22 protein-coding genes and 3 tRNA genes are annotated in these 24,007 nt (G+C 54.1%); 8 read left to right on the top strand and 17 right to left on the bottom strand.

Annotation, left to right across the window (positions count from 1 at the left end; translation table 11 throughout):
* Positions 1 to 67: 67 nt before the first annotated feature.
* On the bottom strand, positions 68 to 799 hold the full coding sequence (locus tag R1T41_RS16645; protein WP_317337962.1) for a DUF4198 domain-containing protein: 732 nt from the start codon (positions 797 to 799) through the stop codon (positions 68 to 70).
* A gap of 113 nt (positions 800 to 912) precedes the next feature.
* The gene (locus tag R1T41_RS16640) at positions 913 to 2,235 is read right to left on the bottom strand and encodes an FAD-binding oxidoreductase (RefSeq protein ID WP_317337960.1); all 1,323 of its coding nucleotides are present in this window, start codon (positions 2,233 to 2,235) and stop codon (positions 913 to 915) included.
* Between the two features lie 69 nt (positions 2,236 to 2,304).
* Here R1T41_RS16640 and R1T41_RS16635 point away from each other — a divergent pair, with 69 nt between their 5' ends.
* Together R1T41_RS16635 and R1T41_RS16630 are read left to right on the top strand one after the other, a co-directional pair.
* Entirely contained in the window at positions 2,305 to 3,486 is a 1,182-nt protein-coding gene (locus R1T41_RS16635; protein WP_317337959.1) for an aminotransferase class I/II-fold pyridoxal phosphate-dependent enzyme, read from the top strand.
* Positions 3,487 to 3,534: 48 nt separating this feature from the next.
* Positions 3,535 to 4,590 (top strand): ChaN family lipoprotein, encoded by a 1,056-nt coding sequence (locus R1T41_RS16630; protein WP_317337958.1) that lies wholly within the window; start codon positions 3,535 to 3,537, stop codon positions 4,588 to 4,590.
* A 28-nt stretch (positions 4,591 to 4,618) separates the two neighbouring features.
* Here R1T41_RS16630 and R1T41_RS16625 read toward each other — a convergent pair whose 3' ends face one another.
* The 5 genes from R1T41_RS16625 to R1T41_RS16605 all read right to left on the bottom strand — a co-directional run bounded on the left by R1T41_RS16625 (position 4,619) and on the right by R1T41_RS16605 (position 7,225).
* Positions 4,619 to 5,161: a Panacea domain-containing protein gene (locus R1T41_RS16625; protein WP_097050475.1), complete on the bottom strand. Its 543-nt coding sequence runs from the start codon at positions 5,159 to 5,161 to the stop codon at positions 4,619 to 4,621.
* A 123-nt stretch (positions 5,162 to 5,284) separates the two neighbouring features.
* Positions 5,285 to 5,731, bottom strand: coding sequence for a hypothetical protein (locus R1T41_RS16620; protein WP_062951834.1), 447 nt, complete (start codon positions 5,729 to 5,731; stop codon positions 5,285 to 5,287).
* Positions 5,732 to 5,856: 125 nt separating this feature from the next.
* The gene (locus tag R1T41_RS16615; protein WP_062951833.1) at positions 5,857 to 6,384 is read right to left on the bottom strand and encodes an adenine phosphoribosyltransferase; all 528 of its coding nucleotides are present in this window, start codon (positions 6,382 to 6,384) and stop codon (positions 5,857 to 5,859) included.
* 112 nt (positions 6,385 to 6,496) lie between these two features.
* Positions 6,497 to 6,718 carry a hypothetical protein gene (locus R1T41_RS16610; protein ID WP_062951832.1) on the bottom strand — a complete coding sequence of 74 codons (222 nt, stop codon included), beginning with the start codon at positions 6,716 to 6,718 and terminating at the stop codon, positions 6,497 to 6,499.
* A gap of 240 nt (positions 6,719 to 6,958) precedes the next feature.
* On the bottom strand, positions 6,959 to 7,225 hold the full coding sequence (locus R1T41_RS16605; protein WP_317337954.1) for a hypothetical protein: 267 nt from the start codon (positions 7,223 to 7,225) through the stop codon (positions 6,959 to 6,961).
* A gap of 274 nt (positions 7,226 to 7,499) precedes the next feature.
* On the opposite strand from R1T41_RS16605, the gene R1T41_RS16600 reads away from it, so the two are divergent.
* From R1T41_RS16600 to R1T41_RS16590, 3 genes are all read left to right on the top strand, one after another.
* Entirely contained in the window at positions 7,500 to 9,212 is a 1,713-nt protein-coding gene (locus R1T41_RS16600; RefSeq protein ID WP_317337952.1) for a HAMP domain-containing methyl-accepting chemotaxis protein, read from the top strand.
* 280 nt (positions 9,213 to 9,492) lie between these two features.
* Positions 9,493 to 10,287, top strand: coding sequence for a motility protein A (locus R1T41_RS16595; RefSeq protein ID WP_062951830.1), 795 nt, complete (start codon positions 9,493 to 9,495; stop codon positions 10,285 to 10,287).
* A 32-nt stretch (positions 10,288 to 10,319) separates the two neighbouring features.
* Positions 10,320 to 11,015, top strand: a complete 696-nt coding sequence (locus R1T41_RS16590) for a flagellar motor protein MotB (protein WP_317337950.1) — start codon at positions 10,320 to 10,322, stop codon at positions 11,013 to 11,015.
* 21 nt (positions 11,016 to 11,036) lie between these two features.
* On the opposite strand, the gene R1T41_RS16585 is transcribed toward R1T41_RS16590, so the two are convergent.
* The 3 genes from R1T41_RS16585 to R1T41_RS16575 form a co-directional block, all read right to left on the bottom strand.
* Positions 11,037 to 11,861 (bottom strand): MBL fold metallo-hydrolase, encoded by an 825-nt coding sequence (locus tag R1T41_RS16585; protein WP_317337948.1) that lies wholly within the window; start codon positions 11,859 to 11,861, stop codon positions 11,037 to 11,039.
* Between the two features lie 104 nt (positions 11,862 to 11,965).
* Positions 11,966 to 12,781, bottom strand: a complete 816-nt coding sequence (locus R1T41_RS16580) for an SAM-dependent chlorinase/fluorinase (RefSeq protein WP_317337946.1) — start codon at positions 12,779 to 12,781, stop codon at positions 11,966 to 11,968.
* Between the two features lie 24 nt (positions 12,782 to 12,805).
* A complete protein-coding gene (locus R1T41_RS16575) occupies positions 12,806 to 14,224 on the bottom strand; it encodes a tetratricopeptide repeat protein (RefSeq protein ID WP_317337944.1) in 1,419 nt (472 codons plus the stop codon).
* A 321-nt stretch (positions 14,225 to 14,545) separates the two neighbouring features.
* Here R1T41_RS16575 and R1T41_RS16570 point away from each other — a divergent pair, with 321 nt between their 5' ends.
* Both R1T41_RS16570 and R1T41_RS16565 read left to right on the top strand, forming a co-directional pair.
* Positions 14,546 to 15,796, top strand: coding sequence for an EAL domain-containing protein (locus tag R1T41_RS16570; protein WP_062951826.1), 1,251 nt, complete (start codon positions 14,546 to 14,548; stop codon positions 15,794 to 15,796).
* Positions 15,797 to 15,878: 82 nt separating this feature from the next.
* The gene (locus R1T41_RS16565) at positions 15,879 to 17,249 is read left to right on the top strand and encodes a DNA polymerase IV (protein ID WP_317337942.1); all 1,371 of its coding nucleotides are present in this window, start codon (positions 15,879 to 15,881) and stop codon (positions 17,247 to 17,249) included.
* Positions 17,250 to 17,338: 89 nt separating this feature from the next.
* Here R1T41_RS16565 and R1T41_RS16560 read toward each other — a convergent pair.
* From R1T41_RS16560 to R1T41_RS16540, 5 genes are all read right to left on the bottom strand, one after another.
* A tRNA-Glu gene (locus R1T41_RS16560) sits at positions 17,339 to 17,414 on the bottom strand.
* A 38-nt stretch (positions 17,415 to 17,452) separates the two neighbouring features.
* Positions 17,453 to 17,528: transfer RNA gene (locus tag R1T41_RS16555), tRNA-Glu, on the bottom strand.
* 32 nt (positions 17,529 to 17,560) lie between these two features.
* Positions 17,561 to 17,636, bottom strand: a tRNA-Glu gene (locus tag R1T41_RS16550).
* Positions 17,637 to 17,886: 250 nt separating this feature from the next.
* Positions 17,887 to 19,068, bottom strand: a complete 1,182-nt coding sequence (locus tag R1T41_RS16545) for an MFS transporter (protein ID WP_317337940.1) — start codon at positions 19,066 to 19,068, stop codon at positions 17,887 to 17,889.
* A 195-nt stretch (positions 19,069 to 19,263) separates the two neighbouring features.
* Entirely contained in the window at positions 19,264 to 20,031 is a 768-nt protein-coding gene (locus R1T41_RS16540; protein ID WP_317337938.1) for a substrate-binding periplasmic protein, read from the bottom strand.
* Between the two features lie 587 nt (positions 20,032 to 20,618).
* On the opposite strand from R1T41_RS16540, the gene R1T41_RS16535 reads away from it, so the two are divergent.
* A complete protein-coding gene (locus tag R1T41_RS16535) occupies positions 20,619 to 21,152 on the top strand; it encodes a hypothetical protein (protein WP_209223429.1) in 534 nt (177 codons plus the stop codon).
* 43 nt (positions 21,153 to 21,195) lie between these two features.
* Here R1T41_RS16535 and R1T41_RS16530 read toward each other — a convergent pair whose 3' ends face one another.
* Together R1T41_RS16530 and recJ are read right to left on the bottom strand one after the other, a co-directional pair.
* Positions 21,196 to 21,972 carry a substrate-binding periplasmic protein gene (locus tag R1T41_RS16530; protein WP_317337935.1) on the bottom strand — a complete coding sequence of 259 codons (777 nt, stop codon included), beginning with the start codon at positions 21,970 to 21,972 and terminating at the stop codon, positions 21,196 to 21,198.
* 175 nt (positions 21,973 to 22,147) lie between these two features.
* Positions 22,148 to 23,944 carry a single-stranded-DNA-specific exonuclease RecJ gene (recJ, locus tag R1T41_RS16525; protein WP_317337933.1) on the bottom strand — a complete coding sequence of 599 codons (1,797 nt, stop codon included), beginning with the start codon at positions 23,942 to 23,944 and terminating at the stop codon, positions 22,148 to 22,150.
* Positions 23,945 to 24,007: the final 63 nt, after the last annotated feature.

Here is a 24,007-nt window from a genome sequence, read left to right as displayed (position 1 = left end):
GTTAGCCGCAAAGCGCGATCACAATGTTTGGGAGAACTGCAAACGCGTTTTCGGCTACGGAAATTGACTAGTGGCTGTGCTCGCCCCCTGCGGTGAATGACAGGGTTGCGAAATGCTGGATCAGGTCCGCATCCGCATTGTTTTCAAGCGACACAGAATGCTTGACCGCAATCACATTAAGCCCGTCATTACGAACCGTGATATCGGCAACGCCATCCTGATCGGTTTCGCCAATCAGGGTTTCGGCCAGATTGACATAATCGGGAATGATCGCAACACCCGGCAGGGGCTTGCCCTCATAAAGAACCCGAACCTTGAAATCGTCACCCGCTTCAAGTTCGGTCGGGTTGGAAAGTGGCACGATCTGCAGCGGCTGTGCTGGCAAGGCAGGGATATCGCCATGAATATGCAGCAGTGAAACCGAATGTTTCAGATAATGGCCCGCCTGTTTTGCCCCCTCGACGGCTGATTTGGGCTGATTGACCCATTTGCCATCCGGTCCCTCGGTATAAAAGCCGTTATCGAAATCGATCAGGACAATGGCCGCATCCTCACCCGGTACGATCATGGCGTGGGTATCGCGGGTCTCGACCTTGCCTTCGCTGACCTTGCCATCCTCGGTCAGAACCGTAACCGATTTGATTTTGGCCGGATCATAATCATTATCCTCGGCCCCGTGACCATAGATAATTCCATATTCATCCCAGCGCTGCGCAACCCAGACGCCGTGCGCATTGGCGATTTGTGCCGCCCCGAAAAGAGCCAGACCAACACCGACGACCGATGCAAATTTCATCATGAACCTCAAATTAAATGTTATGTTATAACATAGCATTTAATTGCACGGGAGATACCCTGCGTCAAGACCGTTTAAACGGCCCCGACATTAGGTCATTCCTCGTCCTGATAAAATCAGACCCGCGTACGTGGCTTGCGAATGGTGCCATCCTCAAACCGTGAAAGCTCCATCCCGGCAAGGGTAATGGATGGCTGCCCGGTTGTGATCCAGTCCGCCAGCACCTTGCCGACAACCGGCCCCATCGCAAATCCGTGACCGGAAAAACCGGTGGCGACAAAGAAATGTTTTGGATTGTCCAACTGATCAATCACCGGCACCGCATCTGGGGTGACGTCGATATCGCCAGCCCACTTGTCGACAACATCCACCTGTTTGATTTGCGGAAAGACCTTTTGCAAATTGGCCATCGCGTTCTTCACCCGCACTTCGTATGGCTGTGCCTGATTTTCCCGGCGGCCGATCAATGGCTGCTTTGATGCCGCCGAACCCGGCAGGTGATCGACCAGATCATCAACGAACCGCCTGTTCAGATGGAATTTGAAGGTCGCCCAGTTGGCAAACAGGCCCGGCGCAAAATCGCGGGCATATTTGAACCGGCCCAATGTCAAATCCAGATCGGTCATGAACTCGTCGGCGATATTCATCGAACCATCGGCACGCTGACGAAACGCAAGGCCGGATGCCAGCGTTCCGGCGGCCGAAATATCCGGCACCGGAGTTGTACGGATCACCGTACCGCGCGTGGTTTGCTGCGGCAGGCGACGGCCGAATTTGGCGACGAATTTATGCGTCGCCGCACCAGCAGCACAGATGACATATTTGCATTTGATCTCGCCACGTTCGGATATCACCGAACTGATTGCGCCGCCGCTCGTTTCAATGCCAATAGCTCCGCAGCCCTCGGCGATGACAGCACCAAGTTCACCAGCACGTTTTGCGATGGCAGGGGCGGCCTTTTTGGGCTCCGCCTGCCCGTCAGAGGGCGTATAAATCCCGCCGACACCGGGCCGCGTGATGCCCGGCGCGATCCGGGCGACACCCTTGGGATCAAGCACCTGCGTTTCGATATCAAATCCTTTGGCGTCTTCGATCCATTGTTCAAATTCGCCCATTTCCGCATCATCGCGGGCAACAAACATGACCCCGCCCTGCCGCCACTCCAAATCAGCGTCCAGTTCCTTTTCAAGGCCCTGCCAGATACGGTTGCATTCGATCATCAGGGGCAATTCAACCGGATCGCGGCCCTGCTGGCGAACAAAACCCCATGCACGCCCGGACTGGTGCGAGGCAATGGTATCCTTTTCCAGAAGGACAACCTTCATGCCCGCCTTAGCAAGGTAATAGGCGCTGGAAGAACCGTGAATCCCGCCGCCGATGACGACGACATCGCATTGTTCGGGAAGGTCAATTTTGGGGGCGTTCGGTGTGTGGGGCATTTGAATGGGTCGTTCTTTTGTTTTCGTTTTGGGATGTGGCGCGTTCCACGTTATGTTGCGTGGCAATAAATGACAACAAAATCAGGTGCCACCATGTCTGCCGATAACAAGAAACAGCAACCAGCAACCATCACGGCCCAGGCACTGGGCTGGGTCGAGGAAACCACCCGTTCGGTCACCCCGCCGATCTATCCCTCGACCACGTTCGAACGCAATACCGATCTTAGCTATCACGATGGCCGATGCTATACCCGGACCGACAACCCGACCTATGATCAGGCCGGTGCGGTTCTTGACGCGCTGGAAGGCGGCGCACAGACACGGCTTTTCGCATCGGGCATGGCCGCCGCGGTTGCGTTGCTGCATGCACTGTCGCCGGGCGATCATGTTGTCGCGCCAAAGGTGATGTACTGGGCACTGCGCAGTTTCATGCTTGATAGCGGTGTCCGGGGCGGTCTGACATTTGATTTCGTTGACAATGGCGACACAGCCGATTGGGTCAGCCATATCAAGCCGGGTAAAACAAAAATGGTCTGGCTGGAAACGCCTGCCAACCCGGATTGGCAGATCACCGATATCGCCGCCGTTGCCGATGCCGCGCACAAGGCCGGTGCGATTGTTGCGGTCGATAATACGGTTGCCACGCCACTTCTGACCCGCCCGATTGAACTGGGTGCTGATATCGTCATGCATTCGGCCACCAAATATCTGAACGGGCATAGCGACGTTCTGGCAGGCACCCTGACCACCGCAAACAAGGACAGCGAATTCTGGCAACGGGTCTGCAAGCAGCATGCAGGCGGCGGTGGAGTTCTGGGCGTGTTCGAAGCATGGCTTCTTTTGCGTGGTATGCGCACCCTGTCAATCCGCGTCGAACGGGCCAGTATCAATGCAATGGCAATCGCCCGCCATTTCGAAAACCACCCCGAAGTCGCACAGGTCCAGTATCCCGGCCTTGAAAGCCATATCGGCCACGACATTGCCAAACGCCAGATGAATGGCGGCTTTGGCGGCATGATGTCGATCCGGGTCAAGGGCGGCGGCGCGCGGGCCGTGGATTTCCATAATCAGTGCAAGCTGTTTAAACGCGCGACATCACTTGGCGGGGTCGAAAGCCTGATCGAACACAGATCGTCGGTCGAAGGCCCGACAAGCCCGGTGCCCGATGATCTGTTGCGTTTGTCTGTTGGTATCGAAGATATCAATGACTTGATCCATGATATTGAAACCGCCTTGGATTTGAGTAAATAAAGTCGGGTTCTAAATCGGCCAATCAATGGACTGGAAATTCCACGCGTGATGAAAACTGCGTTTCGTGCCCGCACACGATATTGTTTCAAACAGTCATTTTCACTGTGTCTTGTCGTAACGGCAATGATCGCGGCGACGGAATTTCCAGTTCGGTCGGCACAGGCACAAGCCACCGGGCCAAGCCAACCGGCAAGCATTCGTGATATTCCCGATGCCGATGCCCTGCCACCGGCCCCCGGACTGATTTTTGATATGGCCGGGCAGCGCTATGTCATGTTTGACGACATGGTTTCGCGCCTTGCCGGGACCCGTTTTGTCCTGATTGGTGAAAAACATGACAACCCGATCCACCATCATCATCAGGCCCAATTGGTCCGCGCGCTAAGCAAACGCGAAAACACCAAGCGCGCGGTTGTCTGGGAAATGTTTAATCGCGACCAGCAGGAAAGCCTTGATCAGGCGTGGCAGACTGTATCCCCCGATGAACTCGGCAGTGAAATGAATTGGGGAGAAAGCGGCTGGCCTTCCTGGCACGACTATGCCCCGATTGCCGAGGCAGCCCGGGAAAACGGGTTATCTATGGTTGCTGGCAACCTGCCCCAGAATGTCCTGCGCCCCATGATCAGCGAAGGTATCAGCGCCCTGCCGACAGAGCTTGCAGAAAAGCTTGCATTACCGCCCCTGCCCGATGGCATTGCCGCGCGCTTTGATCAGGAAATTGCCGAGGGTCACTGCAACATGCTGCCCAAATCGCAACTGCCCGCTTTCTCGCTTGTGCAGTTTGCCCGCGATGCGTCGCTCGCACGTGCAATGATCGATGCAGATGCCGACAAAAATATCGACGGCGCATTCCTGATTGCCGGTGCCATGCATGTGCGCGACGATATCGCCGTGCCCTATCACCTGCGTCGTTATTCACCAGATTTGCCCGATAATGACATTGCTGTCGTCATCCTGGTCGAGGCCGACGATCCGGGCGAAAACCTTCCGGGGGTGAATGATTATGCCCTGCGGATGGGATCGGAAGATATTGCGGATTTCATGTGGTTTACCAATGATCTGCCACGCACCGATCCGTGCGAAGACATGAATATCGGCCAATAATCATCTGCAATCGTGACGATTTGATCGGTTATTTAATACGGCGGGGCAACCAGTCAGTGGTCGCGACCGGCTTACCCTTGTGCGACCGCATGACGCGCGGGCGGACAACTTCCTTTGCCTCGGGCGTAGTGGCACTTTTACGGACAGAGGCATAAAAATCGACCATCACCTGAAACGGGATCAACGTCCCCGGTGCCTGTTTATAGGCATCAAGATAAGGTGGATGATTGCGCACGGTTTCGCTGAGATGTTCGACCGAGTGATGGCCGAACTGCGACCAGATGCTTTCAATGAAATGCTGCGTTTTGGGATCAACCGATTTAAGCCGCACGTCCGGACGGCTTTCTTCCATCACTGCATAAACATTGGGTTCAATCGGACCGATATCGTCAGCAACAAACACGGCGGGCATCAACATCCGACCATGATAATTCGCACCGTAATAGGCCTGTGCAAGATACAGCAGACGATGAAGCTTTTGCGGTTGCAGATATTCGTTATCGTTCAGCGCATGATCAATCAGGCGAAAAACGGCTTCGAAAACGGAATTGAGGACCGGCTTGTTCTGCATATCAGATCCAGCAATGGAAACGCATGATCAAGCCGTGATCATAATGCCGCAAGGATGGGACAACAAGGACCGGTAAAGAATGTTTTCAATTTTGAAGAAGGCTCGGGCCTGTCGCCCGGCATATCAGATATAGGCGTCCACCCGCGTACCGCGAACACCAGCCCCATGCACGACGGCGTTCACAACCGCATAGAACGAGGTGCCGCTATTCACACTCAGATCAAACGGGATTTCCGGATCAAGGAAACTTGCGAAATCGATATCGCTTTCAGACGAAATCGCCCCTTCGCGGTCACTGGCACGACGGGCGGCGGAAAAACGGCTTTGCTCCGCGCGCTGGTCTTTCTGCTCACCTGCGCTGCCCTGACCGGAATTTCTGCTGCCCTTGCCATCGATATAGGCATTGAACAGGATACCGTCATTATCGGGGTCATAGGTGTAATGTTCGCTGGGTGCCTGAACCTGGGCATTGCGGTCAACCGTCGCCATACCGCGCGCACCAGCGGCTGCAAGTCTGCCATACTGGCTGACTTGGCTTACGGACTGGTTATTGACGGCAGGTACGACCATTTTCCTCTCTCCAGCCGAAACCGGAACATGTTACAGCATCATTCAACTGTAAGATTATATCCCAATTACGACCCAAAAGAGACAAGAATCGTCATTTTTCAAGGTTCAGAACCGGTTTTGAGGCATCAATCGCCTTCAAATTCGACCTGATGGAAGACATCGACACCACGATCACGGATTTTTTGCGCCCCGCCGATATCGGGAAGATCGATGATGAAGGCACAACCGGCAACCTCGCCCCCCGCCTTTTCAATCAGATCAATCGCGGCAAGCGCCGTACCACCCGTCGCAATCAGGTCATCCATCACCAGAACGCGCTGACCGGGCTTGATTGCATCGGTGTGCATTTCGATCACGTCCGAGCCATATTCAAGTTCATATTCGACTTCGATGGTCTCGGCCGGAAGTTTGCCGCGTTTGCGGATCGGAACAAAACCGACACCAAGGGCGACCGCCACGGCCGGACCAATGATAAAGCCGCGCGCCTCGATGCCGGCAATCACGTCGATCTTTTTATCCTGGAATTCGGCGGCAAAACCGTCGACCACATCGCGCAAGCCGTCTGCATCGGCAAACAGTGTTGTGATATCGCGAAACATGATTCCCTTTTTCGGGTAATCGGGAATGGTACGGATCAGCGATTTGATCGACATGGGAGAACTCCGGTCGAGGTTAACCTGAAAAACAAAACCGCCATCTTTAACACCAGATGGCGGTTTGAAATCAAGCGTTCCGGAATATTGGCGGCAAATACCGCAGTGGTGACTAGGCCGCGTGTGCCGCGCTTCGGTGCATTACAGCACCGTTGGCTGCAACAAAGTCGTTGGCAAGTTTCTTGCTGATTTCAGCACGCGTTCCGCGCGGCAAACCAGTCCCGGCTGCCTGCCGGTTACCCCATACTGCACGGTAAAGGCGGTAATCATGATCATTGATCTGACCAAATACTTTTTCGACTTCCATCAAGGTCTGGACATAACTTTTGTTCATGTCAGCCATCCTGTTGCTCGTGATGTTCCGAATGACAATCCCCTTCGGAATAACAACGCCCGGTTAACCCAGCGCATCGTCAAGCAGCGATATAATCCCCTAAAGGCCGCGTCTCAACGGCAGGACGGTGACAAGATCGGGAATATTTTGTGACACCCCGCCTTAATCGGCGAAAGTGTCTATAAAACAATATTTTGGCTGACTGAAAAAATCCGCCATTTCGCAGATACCGGGATCGTCTCAATGCATCTTTTTGTTGGCGTCGGCCTGGCGGATTTCTTCGTCCATTTTCTTTTTAAGCGCATCGGCATATTCGCCGTAAATACGGCCTTCGATAGACAGTTCGAGAAACCGGACATAGTCCTGCTGGTTGTCGATTTTGGCGCGTGCAACCGGGATCACATCAAACGGACTTTCAGCATCCAGCCCGTATTTGCGGATCAATTCCAGCATCTCGGCTGTGATCTGTTCGAGCTTTTTCTGCGCGTCCGAAAATGAAATGCTCATGATGTTTTCCTGTTCTGACAAGATCGGCTGCCCGTTATGCCCTGCCCTGCGGCCTGTGACAAGGTTTCGCTCCGCACCAGAACCTATACGATCAGACAGCAACCTATCCGAATAAACCTGCCCTTGCCCGCGGTCACTTGAGACAAATCAAAGACCCGTAAGCCACATACCCCGATGCTCCGTGCGGGACAGTTTGATACGGATCGGCGACAGATCAACAGGTCGTCGGTGGTCCGTCATGCATGCATTCGCATTATCCGATCGGGGATCAGTGATGAAGTTGTTATCGGCTTTCAATGCCATGGGCATTCGCAAACGCTTTATGTGGGCGTCGGCCTTCGGCGTGACGTCAACCGTGATCATCGCACTTGCCATGATGATGTTTGCCGAAGAAAAGGCAATGGATGCCAAGCTTCATCAGCTCAGCCAGAACGAACTGACATCGCTTCACGCGCTGATTGTCAATGTCATGGCCGCCCGCCCCGATGACTCGGATGACATCGGGATCGATGTTTTCAATAACTGGTTTGAAAGCCGCAATCTGGATTACCCCGGCGAGCTGTGGTCTGCCTGGGGGCCAACGACGATGGCCTACATGAAGGAATATGGTGACAAGGACCTCAAAACACCGCGCGATGCCATTGATCAGGAGGCAATTGAAACCGGTGAAACCATCGGTCGCTATACTGACGACGGGACCTATCGCCTGTCTATGCCGATTGTTCTGGGCGTGACCAAGGGTGCCGAGCGAGAGGTTTGTTTTAGCTGCCACGGTGCCATGGAAGCTGAAAAAGGCGACGTGATTGCCGTTCTGTCATCAAGCCTTTCGGTCGCGCCCGAACAGGCAAAAACCAATCAGATCCTGATCAGCATTGTGATTGGCGGTATCGCGATTGCGATTGCCACCATCTTTGGTATGCGGTTGCTACTTTCCAAAATCGTGACCGAGCCACTCAGCAAGCTGGGCTCGGTCATGACAGAGCTTGCCGACGGCAAAACCGATCTCGTCATCCATGATCTGGACCGCAAAGACGAAATTGGTCGCATGGCTCAATCGGTTGATGTGTTCCGGACCAATGCGATTGCCAAAAAACGTATGGAAGCCGAACAGGAAGCTGCGTCACGCAAACGCGAAGAACGCATGCAGACGCTTGAAAAGCATATCGGTGGTTTCGAAAGCGTGATTGCCAATATTGTCGGTTCAGTTTCGACTTCGGCAGATCGCATGCAAAGCACGGCCCGTGCACTCGTGGGGGCCGCCGATCTGGCCAGCAAGAGTGCCACCACAGTTGCCGCCGCATCCGAAGAAGCCACCGTTAATGTCCGCACAGTGGCCGATGCAGCTGAACATCTGTCTCATTCCATCACCCAGATCGGTGACCAAGCACACCATTCAACCGAAATCACCGCCGAGGCATCCCGCGAAGCCGAAGCTTCCAGTAAAACCGTTGCCGGTCTTTCCGAAGTCGCCGGTCGTATTGGCGAGATTGTCGAACTGATCAGCGACATTGCCGGTCAGACCAACCTTTTGGCGCTGAACGCAACCATCGAGGCCGCCCGCGCGGGCGAAGCAGGCAAAGGGTTTGCCGTAGTCGCCGCAGAGGTCAAAAACCTTGCCAACCAGACGGCCCGTGCCACCAGTGAAATTTCCGAACAGATTCTGGCAATTCAGGAAGAAACCGGCAAAACAGTCCAGTCGATGGACGATATTTCCGATGTTATTTCCCGCATTACCAACATCACCAACACGATTTCCGATGCGGTACGAGAACAGGCTGACGCCACGGGGGAAATCGCACAAAATGTCGAACAGGCTGCCATCGGCACACAGGAAGTCAGCAGCAATATCGAACGCGTCAGCGATACGGTTGCGGAAACCGATAAGGCCGCACATCAGGTTCTCAAAGTTGCCGAGGAACTCGGCCAGCTATCAACCGAACTTCGCAGTGAAGTCGATAGTTTCCTGATCAGTATCCGGTCAGCCTGAACACAAAATACACTTCAATCCAAGCCATACACCCCGCGCCGTCCCGTACGGTTGCGGGGTTTGTGTTTTTTGCACCTTGTAATGACTGCAGGAAGGACAAAATTAAATGGTTACAGCATGTTATGAAAAAATATGGCTTCCGTGAACGGCTTGGCACGAATTTTAACCTGACGGCAACGGCTTATATGTCTATTCTGTAAAAAAAAGAGGTTCAACTCTTTAAAGTTCTAAATGGGTTGGGGGTATTCGAGCGGTTCACGCTTGGAGAAAATAAAAAACGATGTCGTTTACGACAATTTTGGGGATTATGGTCGGACTGGGGCTATTCATTGGCTCAATTTTCATTTCGACCGACAACTATTTTGTTTTCATAAGCCTGTCGAGTGCGTTGATGGTTATCGGCGGCACATTGGCAGCGACCTTTATTGCCTATGAAGCGCGCTATGTTCTGCTCGCGCTGAAACTTATCTTTAAAATCTTTCGGGCACCGCAAATGGGCCGTGGCCAACTGACCGGCGAAGTCGGCCGCGTGGTCAAATGGGGCTATCTGCTTCAGAAAAAAGGCATCAACGCGCTGGAACAGGAAGCACAGCGTGTCGGCAAGGATGAGCCGTTCCTGGGTTGGGCGATGGAAGTCGTGATCACCGGATATAACGGTGATGAAACCGCCGAAATGCTTCATAATGCGATTGAAAACGCGTTCAACCGTAATCTGGTGCCGGTTTCCATCCTGAAAAACATGGCAGGTGCCGCACCGGCATTTGGCATGATCGGGACATTGGTTGGTCTGGTGATCATGCTTGATAAAATGGCTGACGACCCAACACAGCTTGGTGCGGGTCTTGCGATTGCGCTGATCACGACGCTTTACGGGATCGTTGCCGCCCGGTTCTTTTTCATGCCGGCCGCCAGCAAAATCCAGCAGCGTGAAGAAATCATGCGGTTTCGCAATTATCTGATTGCAGAAGGCCTGATCATGCTGGCTGATCGCAAGGGACCGCGCGCGATCCAGGACAAAATGAATTCGTTCCTTGATCCGGCAATCCATTTCAATATCGACAAGTCTGCCAAATAGCAGCGGCAAGATATTTTTGAAGACAGGAGGCCATGATGGCCCGGCGCAAGTCACCCATGGGGCAACGCAAGGACGAACCGGTCGACGAAGACTGGATGGCGACCTATGCGGACGCAATCACGCTTCTGATGGCATTCTTTGTCATGCTGGTCAGCTTTTCAAAAGTTGAAATTCCGCTGTTTGAAAAGGTCCAGTCCGGTATCGCAGAACAGATCGGCAAGCGCGATATTGTGCGCCCGACCCAGGTCCTTGAAACCGACCTGAAGGATGTCGTCTTCAATATGTCTATGGACAGTGCTGTCAATGTTTCGACAGATGATGAAGGTATCCTGATGGAACTTGGCGGCGGTTCATTCTTTCATCCCGGTTCGGCCAATCTGACACAGGATGCCGTACTTTTCCTGAAGGATGTCGGTGATCTTTTAAAGGAACCCCGATACCTTGGCTTTCAGATCGAGGTCACCGGGCATACCGATGACAGCCCGATTAGCACACCACGCTTCCCGTCAAACTGGGAACTGGCAGCCGGGCGGGCCATTGCCGTTGTCCGTTTTCTAACCGCCGTCGGGGTTGATCCTGAAAGTGATCGCATGCGGGCAATTTCCTATGGCGATACCAAGCCGAAATTGCCAAACCGTGATGACGACGGCAATCCGATCGAGGAAAACCGCGAAGCAAACCGGCGCATTGATATCCGCGTATTCCCGAAATATTCGCGCGTCTTCTGACCGTTTGTGGCCAAGCTTCCCCTATTCGATCACAACAACCATTTCATCGCGCGCGGCAAAGGTATTTGACCATTGGGAACGTGCTTTTTGCTCGATCACGGTCATTGCCCCATCATTGTGATCGGGATCATGATGGAAAAGGGCAAGGCGTTTGGCATTTGCCGCACGGCATAGCCGAACACCTTCCTGCCAGGTTGAATGCCCCCACCCGACTTTGGCCGGAAACTCTTCGTCGGTGTAAGTACTGTCATAGATCACCAGATCGGCATTCTGGATAAAGTCCAGGATCACCTCATCAGGTTGATCGGGGACATGTTCGGTATCGGTAACATAGCAAACCGACTTGCCAGCATATTCGACCCGATAAGCTGTAGCACCATTCGGGTGGCGCAATGGTGCTGTCCGTATCACAATCCCGTCGGCCGGGTTAAGGACAGAGCCAACCGGAAAATCTTCGAATGTCAGCTTTGACTTCATTGCCGATAACGGTACCGGAAATGTCGGGTCAGCCATCTGGGCCGAAAACACGCGCTCAACCCCGCCCTGCTCCGTCAGGTGCCCTGCCAGAACATGGAACCGTGCGACCGGATTATAAGCCGGGACAAAGAAGGGAAAGCCATTGATATGATCCCAGTGGGTGTGAGTCAGATAAATGCTGGCCTCTGTGACCTTGCGCCGGATCAGATCCTTGCCAAGGTTTCGAATACCGGTACCCGCATCAAAGATCAGTGTCTGATCTCCGATCCGCATTTCGACACAGCTGGTATTGCCGCCATAAACAACATGATCGGGCGACGGACAGGCAATGCTTCCGCGAACTCCCCAGAACTTGACGTCAATTGCCATTCACTGCCCTTCACATCTATCTGCGGCCATCGCCAGCTGGAATGCATCAATCAGGTTGAAATATAACACTCATTTCGGACAAGCCAATTGTCCTCGTTCTATTTCTAATCTCTGATGAAAACCGCTGTACCAATCTCTGCGCCGAAAACCTGATCCGCCCGACCGCAATTCACGGCAATTTCGCAAAGCCCGATTGAATTGCGATAATGAAATCCATGTCCAAGTTCAACATCTGAAAACGTCCGTGCGGGCGAAAGTAGCTGCCCGTTAATAAGAAGCGACAGGTTACGATTCTGCCAGCCCGGTGCGGCAACAAGCCCAGTCATCAGGTTACCGTATGTGTCGACATAAATGATTTCCGAAAGTTCGTCAGGCCAGCTCTGTGCAGGAACATAGCGCTGTGCTGGATCAATATCGGCTAGCGCGACCGGCTCGCCCTTCGCAATCATACAGGCGACCGGGGCAAAAATATCGCGTCCGTGAAAGCTGGCCGATGCGTTAGCAGGATACCAGTTGATAACTTTGACACGACATTTCCCGGCCCGCCGGATCAGGATCTCAAATAACCCGTTATCCGGCCCGACAAATAATACACCGTCACATTCAACAACAAGGCCGCGCCGTTGGCTGCCAACACCGGGATCAACAACACAAAGAACAACGTCGCCGGGATGAAATTCGCGTGAGAGTGCCGCCAGAAGATACGCCGAAGCCTTGGGATTGCGATCCGGTGCATCCACCATCAGATCGCAAACCGTTACATCAGGCGCCTCGCGATGAACAACCGCGCGCATGGCCCCACTATAAGGGCCCGTTACACCAAAATCGCTGAAAATCAGGATCATGTCGGATGTCCGGTCAATCGGAAAACCGGCAGTAAATAGCCGGTTCAGATCAAAGGCCGGGTAATATGCTGCCATAAACATCCGGCCTTCAAAGTATGGTTATTTAACCTCGCAGAACTGCCCGCTACGTTTCAGTTCTGCACAAATCGAACTGGCGGAACTATCGCTAAGCCCGGTTGCCATCAGTCGGAAATAGGTGCCCTTGCCCGGAATGGTTGCCTGTGTCACACCATGCTGAAGCGATGCAAGCTGGGTATAGCGTTGCGTCAGAATTTGCCAGCCGCGTTCAGCCTGTGCCTGACTGCGATAAGATGCCAGATGCACGCTTTTGCCGCCTGCGGTTGCAGCTAACGAACTTGCCGCCTTCGGTGCAGCCGCCATCTCGCCGCCGGACTGGACCGCGCGACTTTCACCCGTCGCAACACGACGAACCGGTTCACCGGAGCTCAGCGTCGTAACATTTGCCTGCGCCGGTTCAACTATTGCGGCCTCGATGGCATCGCGCTCGCGCTTGAATTCATCGGGCGTTACCAGTTTCATCTGCGACAAATCCTCGATCCGCGCGATCTGGCGGGCGGCATCCATCAACCCCTGTGGCGCCGGGGGCGGTGTTGCACGCTGGCGTGGCTGCGCAGGCAGAAGTGCATCAAGAATTGTCGTGCGCTCGTTAACATGTTCCTGCACCGTGATGGCACCAATCTGAAGCGCACGGTTCAGCTGGTTCAAACGCTGCTCGACCTGTGCGCTGTCGGGGGGCGGGTTATCCAGAAAGGCCGACGGTGCCGGCTGGCTCATTGGCAGAAGTGCACCCAAATTGGCCGAACGGCGAGCCGAATATTCTTCTGGTGTGACAAGACCTGCGGCCTGCAAATCACGCATCGTCGCAAACCGTTTTGCAATGGCCTCGTCACCGGCGCTTAATGCCGCACCAGCAGGCATATCTGCCGTGCGCACGCGTGCCCCTGCGCCCGCAACCATCGGCGTTGCAGCCAAAGCATTTGATTGCGCGACCATTGGTTGGGTTGCGGTGCCAAGTCCGGCCGGTGCAGTGGCAATCTGGTCGTTGATGCTAAGCGAACCTGGAAGGCCACGCTGCAGACGCATGAGATTGAATTCGGCAGCATCCCGCAACGGGCGCGGTTGCGTCCCGCTGGCGGTTGTCATCAAGACCGTTCCGGGCGGGTTCATCGCAATCAGCGTATCATAGCCATCACGTGCCCGATCCGCCCGGTTGGTGTTCTGGTACAAAACGGACCGCCACAAAAGTGCATGTCCGTCCTGGGGATTCTTGCGCAGCGCCTCGTCAAAGAATTTTTCGGCCGACGCATAATCACCGGTCGCCAACTGTTGCAATCCATTGGCGGTGTAATTTTCATCGGTAAACGACGTTGCCTCGTCCCAGAAATCCTGATCAAGCAGTGGCGCACAGCCAGACACCCATGAAACCATGCCGATAACGGCAAGGCTTCTGCCGCCGATCCTCAGCCAGTCTCCGGTCCGCATTGCGGATACCTTCATGGTGCCAACCCCCTATTATTAAAGACAATTCAGGGAGCATGTTTCGCAGCCTGTCGTCAAGTCCAAGGCGCACAGATCAATCTTTTCCCTGATTGTGGTCCAGTCTGCCCGATGGCTGCGAACAATTCGTTAAAAGCATTTTCCAAACCCGGAAACTATGCGATAGGACATGTCCAAAATATAATTTGTAAAAAGATACTATATGCCGGGTGCCCCCTGTTAACGCGGCATTCAGGGACAATATGGTTTGATAGATGGTTCCATACCATTGTATGAATTCACAATATCAGGAATTAATCCTGTCTCTGTCGGGGAAGAATATTGATTGAGCCGAAACAATATGGCCAACAGGCCCTTCAGGAATACCTGATGCTTGACTATGTCCAGCGCCTGGAAACCCGTAAATTCGGGCACCGCGCTGTTCATATTCATTTGTCACGGCTTAAACCCTTCCACCGGCGAGACTATCATATTCGCGTCGCGACCAATACTTTCGAAAGCTATGTAAAGCTTTATGTCGGCCGTATTTTCGTACTGAGCAACAACGACCTTCTGTTCATTTGGAAAGACAAATCGATTGCCGATGTCGAGCCGGCTGTAGATACCCTGCGCTATCTTTTTCGCGATGATCCGCTATCCCAGGACGAAAGCGAAGAAACCGGTTTTTGCACATGGTACAACCTGAATACGGAATTTCAGGAATTCCTGCTTCTTTGCCAGCACCTTGATGAACGCGCCAAAAAACTGCAGCAAAGCAACAACCTGCGTCCGGTGCAAAAACCGATTGATGCACTAAGCCCGATCAATGCGGAAAATCTGGCACAGCTCGAAGACACCATTCATTCCGCCGACCTGTCCGAACATATCCGTCAACAACCGGTTTGCGTCTTTGCCCGTGCCGGGTCGAAGGAACTGCATCCGGTTTTCGACGAGTTTTTTGTCTCGATCGCCGATCTTCGCAACGCGATAATGCCCAATATAGACCTCGCATCAAATCGCTGGCTGTTCCAGCACATGACCGAAGTACTTGATAAACGCATGCTGAACTATCTGTGCAAGCGGACTTTCAAGACACATGCCACTTCGTTCTCGATCAACCTTAATCTCGAAACACTGACATCCCGTGACTTCGAGCGCTTTGATGAAGTTGTCCGCAAAAAATGGCCCGGCAATGTGATCCTTGAGCTTAATCAGGTTGATCTGTTTTCGAACCTCGAAACCTATTTGCGGCTGCGCGATGAATTCCATGAACGCGGCTATCGCGTTTTGATCGACAACCTGACTGTTGAAGCCCTATCGTTTGTTGATCGCAAAAGCCTTAAGGCCGATTTCATCAAGGTCGCCTGGCGCGAAGAAATGACCGACAACGTCATCCGCAAGAAATACTCCGAAATGGACAATCTTGTGAAAAACTCTGGTCGGGAGCGCGTGATCCTGTGTCGTTGCGACAGTCCGACCGCAATCAAATTCGGCCAATCGCTGGGGATTACCCTGTTCCAGGGTCGCTATATCGACAATATGATCGCCCGCCAGCGCCGGGCCAAACGCGCGGCCGCCGCCCAGAAACGCTGATCCTGACAATTCCTGTCACCTGACCGCTCTGTCCCGTGTTTCTCCTCTTGGCAGAACAGGAACAAAAGCGGTACAAATAGGCATGATCTATGCGCTTTGCCCCGATTGCCATCACAAATGGCGCTTCCACGCAGACCGTCCGCTTGCCAAAAGCGGCCAAGGGGCCTATGTACCCTGCCCGGTCTGTGGGGGAAAACGCGGGATTGCGCATGCGGAGTTGCCCGATCTTCTGATCGGCCATCTGGATTGCGATGCCTTTTATGCCTCTATCGAAAAGCGCGACCGGCCTGAACTGATTGATCAGCCCGTCATCATTGGCGGCGGACATCGCGGGGTTGTTTCCACCTGTTGTTATGTTGCACGCAAATTCGGCGTGCGATCCGCGATGCCCGCCTTCAAGGCGCGGGAATTATGTCCGAATGGCGTTTTCCTGAAACCCGACATGGCGAAATATCAACGCGAGGGATACCGGGTACGTGACATGATGCGTGCCATAACCCCGGACATTGAACCGCTTTCAATTGACGAGGCGTTTCTTGATCTGACCAACGCGCAAGAAGCGCATGGCAAAACAGCCGCCGAATGCCTGATCGAACTTCAGGCGCAAATCCGGCGCGATGTCGGCATCACGGTTTCCATCGGGCTTTCCTACAACAAGTTTCTGGCCAAGATCGCATCAGACCTCAATAAACCGTTCGGTTTTTCAATGATCGGCGCGGCAGAAGCCGTATCGTTCCTTGCCGATAAACCGGTACGCATGATGTGGGGCGTTGGACCGGCGATGGAGCGCAAGCTGCGCGACGATGGCATCACCACCATCGGACAGATGCAGGAACTTGATATACATGCCTTGCAGGGCCGTTACGGCAGCATTGGCAAACGGTTCTTCCATTTTTCTCGCGGGCAGGACAATCGCCGGGTCGAACAAAGCAGCGAACGTAAAAGCCTGTCATCGGAAACCACGTTTAACGAAGACATTTCCGACCTCGATGAACTGGTCGATATCGCCAAACGCCTGACGGCACGTGTTGCCAGTGACCTCGCACGCAAGGAAATCGCGGGCCATACCGTTGTCCTAAAACTGAAATCAGCCGATTTCAAAACGCGGACGCGCAACATGCGCCTGACCTACCCGACATTGCGCGAGGATCTGATCCTTGAAACCGCCCTGACGCTTTTGAAAAAGGAAGTTGATGGCACGCGTTATCGCCTGTTGGGTGTTGGCGTTGCCGATCTTTTTCCGGCTGATACAGCCGACCCTGCCGATCTGTTTGGCGAAGCCGAAGAAACCGCACCCGTCGAACTGACCGAGGATAACGGCGAAAGCACCCTGCCCCCGGCCCGCCTGATCCCGCAAATCCCGCGGCCGACGGCGGAACAATTGCGCGAAAGCCTGACACGGCGGTATCGCCTGCATAAAAAAACATCGCGCCAGCATCGTTTCGGGTTTTAGCGTTTCAGTTGCTTGATTGGCTAAAAACGAAAAATGCCCGTCATGAACCGAACGAGCATTGCAATCAGGATAATCTTTTTGGAAGAAGATGGCGTCCCCTAGGGGATTCGAACCCCTGTTGCCGCCGTGAAAGGGCAGTGTCCTAGGCCTCTAGACGAAGGGGACGCATATCGCGGTGCGATCTTATGTATGGTCTGCTTTGGTGGCGTCCCCTAGGGGATTCGAACCCCTGTTGCCGCCGTGAAAGGGCAGTGTCCTAGGCCTCTAGACGAAGGGGACACAGTCACCAAAATGCAGTCCGTGTTAACGAGTGGCGTCCCCTAGGGGATTCGAACCCCTGTTGCCGCCGTGAAAGGGCAGTGTCCTAGGCCTCTAGACGAAGGGGACGCAGCGCGTTAACGAGGCCGGTTTTTAGCGATTGGGTCGGGTAAGGTCAAGCGCGTTTTTCGCCGCTGTGACGTTTTTTTTAATCCCCCACCTTAAATAGGGCGATAACACGCCAAAAGCCGGGAAATCCAAGCATCCTGTTTAACCTCAAGGATCATAGCCCGATCCTTCAATATCCCTGTTCAACATATATGCGAACGCATACCCGCCACGACAACCGCAAAGACATCCGGCACAAAAACGCTTGAAATCAATTCGCCCGCTTGCGCGTTCCCATCCAGAAGGCCGTTCCGGCAATCGCAAGACAGATACCAAGGAAGGCAAACATGACACGATAACCTTCCGTTGCGCCCGGCTCAAACCGGCCAATGATCACACCGGCTATCCCCTGAAGGACAAACAGTCCGCCAAAGGTCGCCAGATTGACCGTGGTCAGGGCACGGCCAATCAGATGTTCGGGCACAGCCGCGCGCGATGCGGCATAGTTCAGCGTTGCACAGCTCCCCAGAAGCCCGTGCGCAACCATCAGGACCGCCGCCAGCCAAAGGGCCGTCGTCCCCAGCAGCGCCTGCAACAGGCACAGCACAGCCGCAATCAGAACGGCAAAGACGATCAGCGGATGCGCTGCCCCGCCCATCAGACGCGAAAGCTGCCCATACGCGGGCGGTCCGATGATCATGCCGATCGTCATCACCAGAAGGACGTTGCCGACATCCACCGCCCCGAGATGGAAAACATCATGCAGGTACGGCCCGCCCCAAAGCCCGCGCACCGTCAGGATCGCCGGATAGCTGAAAAAGGCGACACCGACCAGAAACCAGACCTGCCGGTTCTTCCAGACAGAAACCATGCCGCGCAAGGCCTCGGTCACGGTTTCGCCCTTGCGGGAATGGAAGCTGTGGTTTGGCGGGGCATCGCGCACCATGGTGAAGGTCAGGACGACTGAAAGTGCGCTGAGCACGGCGAGACCATAATAAACCTCGCGCCAGCCGCGCAGCTCGATCAGGGCCGCCAAGGGTGTTGCCGATGCCAGAACGCCCAGCAGGCTGAAGGCCACGATCAGCCCGGAGGTCGCAGCAAACTTTTCCGGCGCCACCCACCGCGATGCCAGTACAAGTGCCGCCATAAAGGCCGCTGAACAGCCAAGACCAATCACCGCCTGCCCGATCATCAACCCGGCCACACTATGCGCATTGGCAAAAATCAGCACACCGGCAACGGTGATGATCATCATCACCCCATTGGTCAAACGCGGACCGTACCGGTCCAGCATCACACCGACCGGAATTTGCATCAGGGCAAAGGCAAAATGGAAGCTGCCAGATATCAGGCCAAGTTCCTCGGGCGAGGTTGAAATTTCGATCCGAAGCGATTCCGCCAGCAATGCCTGCGCGGAACGGAAAAACTGGCTAAGCGAAAAAGCAAGCACCACGGGTGCCAGGATCCATAAAAAGGTTCCAAGCCCATACGACGGCTGCTTTGGTGTTTTTGTATGATCATTCATGATGCCAAATGGCATAATCCGATCACAAGATACCCGCAAGCCCCCGCAAGATATATCGGGGTGTATTGCCGTGATACGTTTCGTAAAATGGCGCAGAGGGGTTCAGTTCAAGTTCTGCCGCGGTCAACGTGTCATAAGGTTGATATCGCCATCCGAAAGCACTTCGGCCTCTTCGCTGGGGATTATCACGCCATATTTCCGGCCAATCTCGGCAAACGTGCCGTCGCCTCGCAATTCATCAAGCACCCTTTGCCACGGCGCAACAACGAAATCAGGCGTTTGCGGCGAGAATGCCAGATAAAGCTCGTAAGTTCCCAAGCCGATAACCGGCTCGATTTCCGAAGGATCGATTTCGAACTTGCGGCGCTGGTGTTCCATCACCAGATCGGATGCTTCCCAAAGGTCGATACGGTCACTTGCCAGAAGCTGCAACGCGTTTCCTGGCGTATAAAGGGATGCCAGGTTTTTGAAACCCTTTTCATGCAATATCCGTTCGGCGGCACCACCCGCCTGCACACCGATGGCGGCAACTTTGCGGGCATCTTCCAGCCCCCGGATATCAATATCGCTGTCGGTCATTTTATAAAGCCAGCCCCGGGTAACGATAATCGGCCCGACCCATTTATATTCCGGCTCGCGTTCCGCGGTTCGCACCATGGAAAAGACGGCCGTACCGGGCGTGTCATCCACAATTTGCAGGGCCCGCTTCCATGGCAGGATTTCAAATTTTCCGTCATGCCCCAGACGCCGGGCCATCTCCCTGACCACATCAGCCCCAGCACCGGTCAAACCGGTATCGGTGGTGTAATTAAAGGGGGCAAAATCTTCGGTATATATTCTGACGGACCGCGCAGCTTCCATCGCCGCCTCGGCCTGAGGGGCAGCAAACATTCCCCGCGACCAGAGCGCAACAATAACAAACACAACTATCACGACGACACGCCGCAAGATCGTGATGCTCCGCCGTTCCTTTGGTTGAAAGAATATACCTGCCCGTCGCATGTGTTTCCCTGTCAGCCATCAAATGCAAAAAAGCCGCAAAGAAGAAACTTGCAAGACCGAAAGAATACGTCGTCACATAACCTGTTTATTCAACATGATAGTCAGACATGTTGATTGCCAGTGACGTCGTACATATCTAGACTCGGAGGGAACCATCCATTTGGATATGAACATCCTTTCGCGTGACGCCATTCACATCACGCGCGAGCACGATTACGCCCCAAAATGGTAACAGTCTAAATTTAGAACATGTTGATGTAGTATGCTGTCATCAATTCTTTCGGCGCCCACTCTTCGCCGATCCCCAAGTCCGAACAACAAAACCGAGCCACTTGGTTAAAAAAGCCAGTTAAAGTTGAACATGAGCAAGATTTATAACGAAAAAATTCGATATTCAACTAAAAAATTTCGACAATCCGGTTTTTCGCGGAAAACGGGTAGCGACACTTCACAACCTGCAACATCCAGCGTGCAGCATGGATAGGCGGAATACCCAAGGTCCCCTGCCCGTACTTGATAGCGCGCTGGGGGATCGCATTCGCCAGGTCGTTGAACTGTTTGATCGAAAAAAGGATGCTGCCCGGATCGCGGGCATCATCCCCGAACAGTTAAACAGATGGTGCCAGGCACAATCCGAACCCCGTTTTGTCGGGATTGCACGCCTTGCCATTTCCAAAGGCATTCGCATGGAATGGATTGCAACAGGCGAAGGTCAAAGCACAGCCGGGGCGGAATTGCCTCCTGACGAGCTTGAAACAGCATCATCGCCAAGCTGTTCCGATCCGGTCGAACGCGAAGTACTTATGGCCATTATCAGCGGATTTCTGGCTGCCGAAGGCATCTCTAACAGTCCGCAAATCGCCCATGACATCATCACGGCCTATGACCAGATTGTTGGCGACCTCGAAAATAATCGAGATAACAGCAAAATGGCGACCGTCCTGTCTCAGGCCATCTCCATCATTCTTGGACGGCAGCAGCAACGTCTTGCAGGCGACACCAAGAATTGATTGGAGTGATGACCGGTTTAAGTGACCGTTTTCATCGGGCCTTTCATTGTCCCGGTGCAAGGCTTCCGGAAAAAGGTGTGGTCTGATCTGAGACCGCACCATATTGCGCCATGATTCTGGTAAACTGGCCACTCGCGACGACAGCATCCAGTGCAGATTGCCAGATTGTAACCACCCTTTGATCGGTATCACGGGAAAATGCCAGATAGAGGCCGCTTGAACCGAACGAATAAACCCGACGGATCAGACTGGAAGCGATACCGGTATCGGCAAGCTGGCGGTGCAATTCAATATCCGATGAAACCAGCAGATCAATTCGCCCCGCGGCAAGCATTTGCAACCCGACTTCCGGATTATGTAACGGTTCCAGATTGACCATGCCATACTGACGAAGGGCGATTTCGTCTGCCCCTCCGGCTTGCACACCAATCGCGGGCACATCGCGGATATCGTCAAGCGATCTCACCGGGTCGGGATGATCGGCAAATTCATAAATACCCGCCTCGATTTCGACAATCGGGCCGACCCATTGGTAAAGGTCTTCGCGCTGCGATGTCCGGGTCATGGAAAAGGCCGCAACATCCGGGTCAGCTTCAAGACGCAGTATTACCCGTTTCCAAGGCAGTGACTGGATCGGTTTGTGATAACCAAGGTGGGCCGCCATCGCACGGACAACCTCACCGCCAGCTCCCAGAATTTGGCCGTTTTCGGTATAATTGAAAGGTGGATACTCTTCGGTCAGAAGAGTAATGGAAAGTGCGTCGGCTATCGCACCGGGGGCCTTTAAATCATCATGATCGGCACGCGCTGTTTCCGGCAATACAGCCCAAAAAGGCACCAATATCAAAGCAGTCAGCCGCAGCTTTCCAAACACCAATCCGTAGAATGAAACACGGTGCAAAATTTCGCCGCCCTATCGCATGAAACCTATACCTTCGCACATATAATCATGCCAACGGATAATACAATGCAACGAAGATGATCAGCTAGCAGGCCTACTCCAAAACGGGTAATGCAACATCATCGATCATAAGCTGCACACCTTCGCGCCCCTGCCAGCTATCGCGCCGCAAATGTCCAAGGATATGCAGGGGACGCCCACCGTGCTTCAGAAGGGTCTGGCCCATATCATTATCAAGGCAACGGAATGCGATGGCCTTGAGCCGCCCCTTGCCGTTGCTTCCCGATAAAATACAGCGCACGTGATCAGCGCCCACCACGTCGGCCTTGACCACCCGGCATTCCGGGAAAACAAAGCGCGGTTCGGCATTGCCAGCGCCAAACGGGCCAAGTTTTTCTAGGGCCTCGATCAGATCAACCGTCGCGCCCATCGCGTGCAATCCGCCATCAACCGTCATGGTCGGGCGAATATCATTTTCAGCGATGATTCTGGCAAACCGGGTTTCAAGAAATTCCTCGAACGCATCGCGTTTTTCCGGATCAAGGGTGAAGCCTGCTGCCATACCATGCCCGCCACCATTGATCAGAAGACCCGCCTGACGTGCGGCAATGATCGCAGCCCCAAGGTCAATTCCACGCACCGAACGCGCCGATCCCTTGAACACGCCATCAACCATGCCCATCACAAGGGCGGGAACATGATAACGATCCTTCAAACGGCTTGCGACAATACCGATCACACCAGGATGCCAGTCCTCCCCACCGACCAGCACCATTGCACCGACCTTTGATTGGCTTTCAACCGCGCTGATCGCCTGATCAAGCACGATATCCTCGATCGCCTTGCGTTCACGGTTATATTCATCAAGCTTGCGCGCGATATCGAGCGCCTGCACCGGATCATCACCCGAAAGCAACGTCGTCCCAAGGAACGATTCCCCGACGCGCCCACCGGCATTCACCCGCGGCCCCAGCATGAAGCCAAGATGATAGGCACTCGGCGTTTCATTGACCCCGGCAATATCGGCCAATGCAGCCATACCGATATTGTGGCGATGGCGCATGATTTTGATGCCCTGTGTCACGAAAGCACGGTTGAGTCCGCGCAACGGCACCACATCACAGACAGTGCCAAGTGCCACAAGATCAAGCCAGTTGCGCAAATCTGGCGGACGGATGCCCGACTGTTCCAGCCAGCCGCGCGACCGCAATTCGCGCAGGATCGCAACCGACAGCAAAAAGGCAACACCTGCGGCACACAAATGCCCAAGGCCGCTTTCATCATCAAGGCGGTTCGGGTTCACGACCGCAACGGCGGGCGGTAATTCCGGCTCGGCAGCATGGTGATCAACGACAATGATCTCGATCCCGGCTTCCCTGGCATCGGTCAGCGGCGCATAGGCCGTCACCCCGCAATCGACCGTCAGGATCAGATTGGCCCCCCGGCGCTGCAAATCGAGCAAGGCCGGACTATTGGGGCCATATCCTTCCTTCTGTCGGTCCGGGATATGAACCACCACATCGCGCCCAAGGGCCGCGAACAGGCGCTTTAACAACGCAGTGCTGGTCGCACCATCAACATCATAATCACCAAATATCGCAATATTTTCACCCTTGATCACTGCATCGGCAATGCGCGATGCCGCCTTGTCCATGTCCTTTAAGGTCGATGGATCGGGCATCAGATCGCGCAGGGTCGGGTTCAGGAAACTTTCGGCATCATCCAGCCCGATATCGCGGGCGGCCATAACACGCCCGACGACTTCGGGAACGCCAAAACGCTGGGCAATGGTGATTGCCAGCCGGTCATCCAGATTGCGTTCACGCCACCATTTACCGGTAACGGATCGCTCTATCCCCAAAAATGTCTTTTCTTGCGCATGATCTGTCATGCCCAATGAAATAGCGTAATACAGGCCGCGCTTAAACCGGATAATTTACCTTGAGGCACAGCA

Origin of the sequence: Thalassospira lucentensis, assembly GCF_032921865.1 — a bacterium.
Classification (GTDB): Bacteria; Pseudomonadota; Alphaproteobacteria; order Rhodospirillales; family Thalassospiraceae; genus Thalassospira; species Thalassospira lucentensis_A.
The sequence above is the reverse complement of the archived record's forward strand: the minus strand, read 5'-3'. Positions and strand labels throughout refer to the sequence as shown.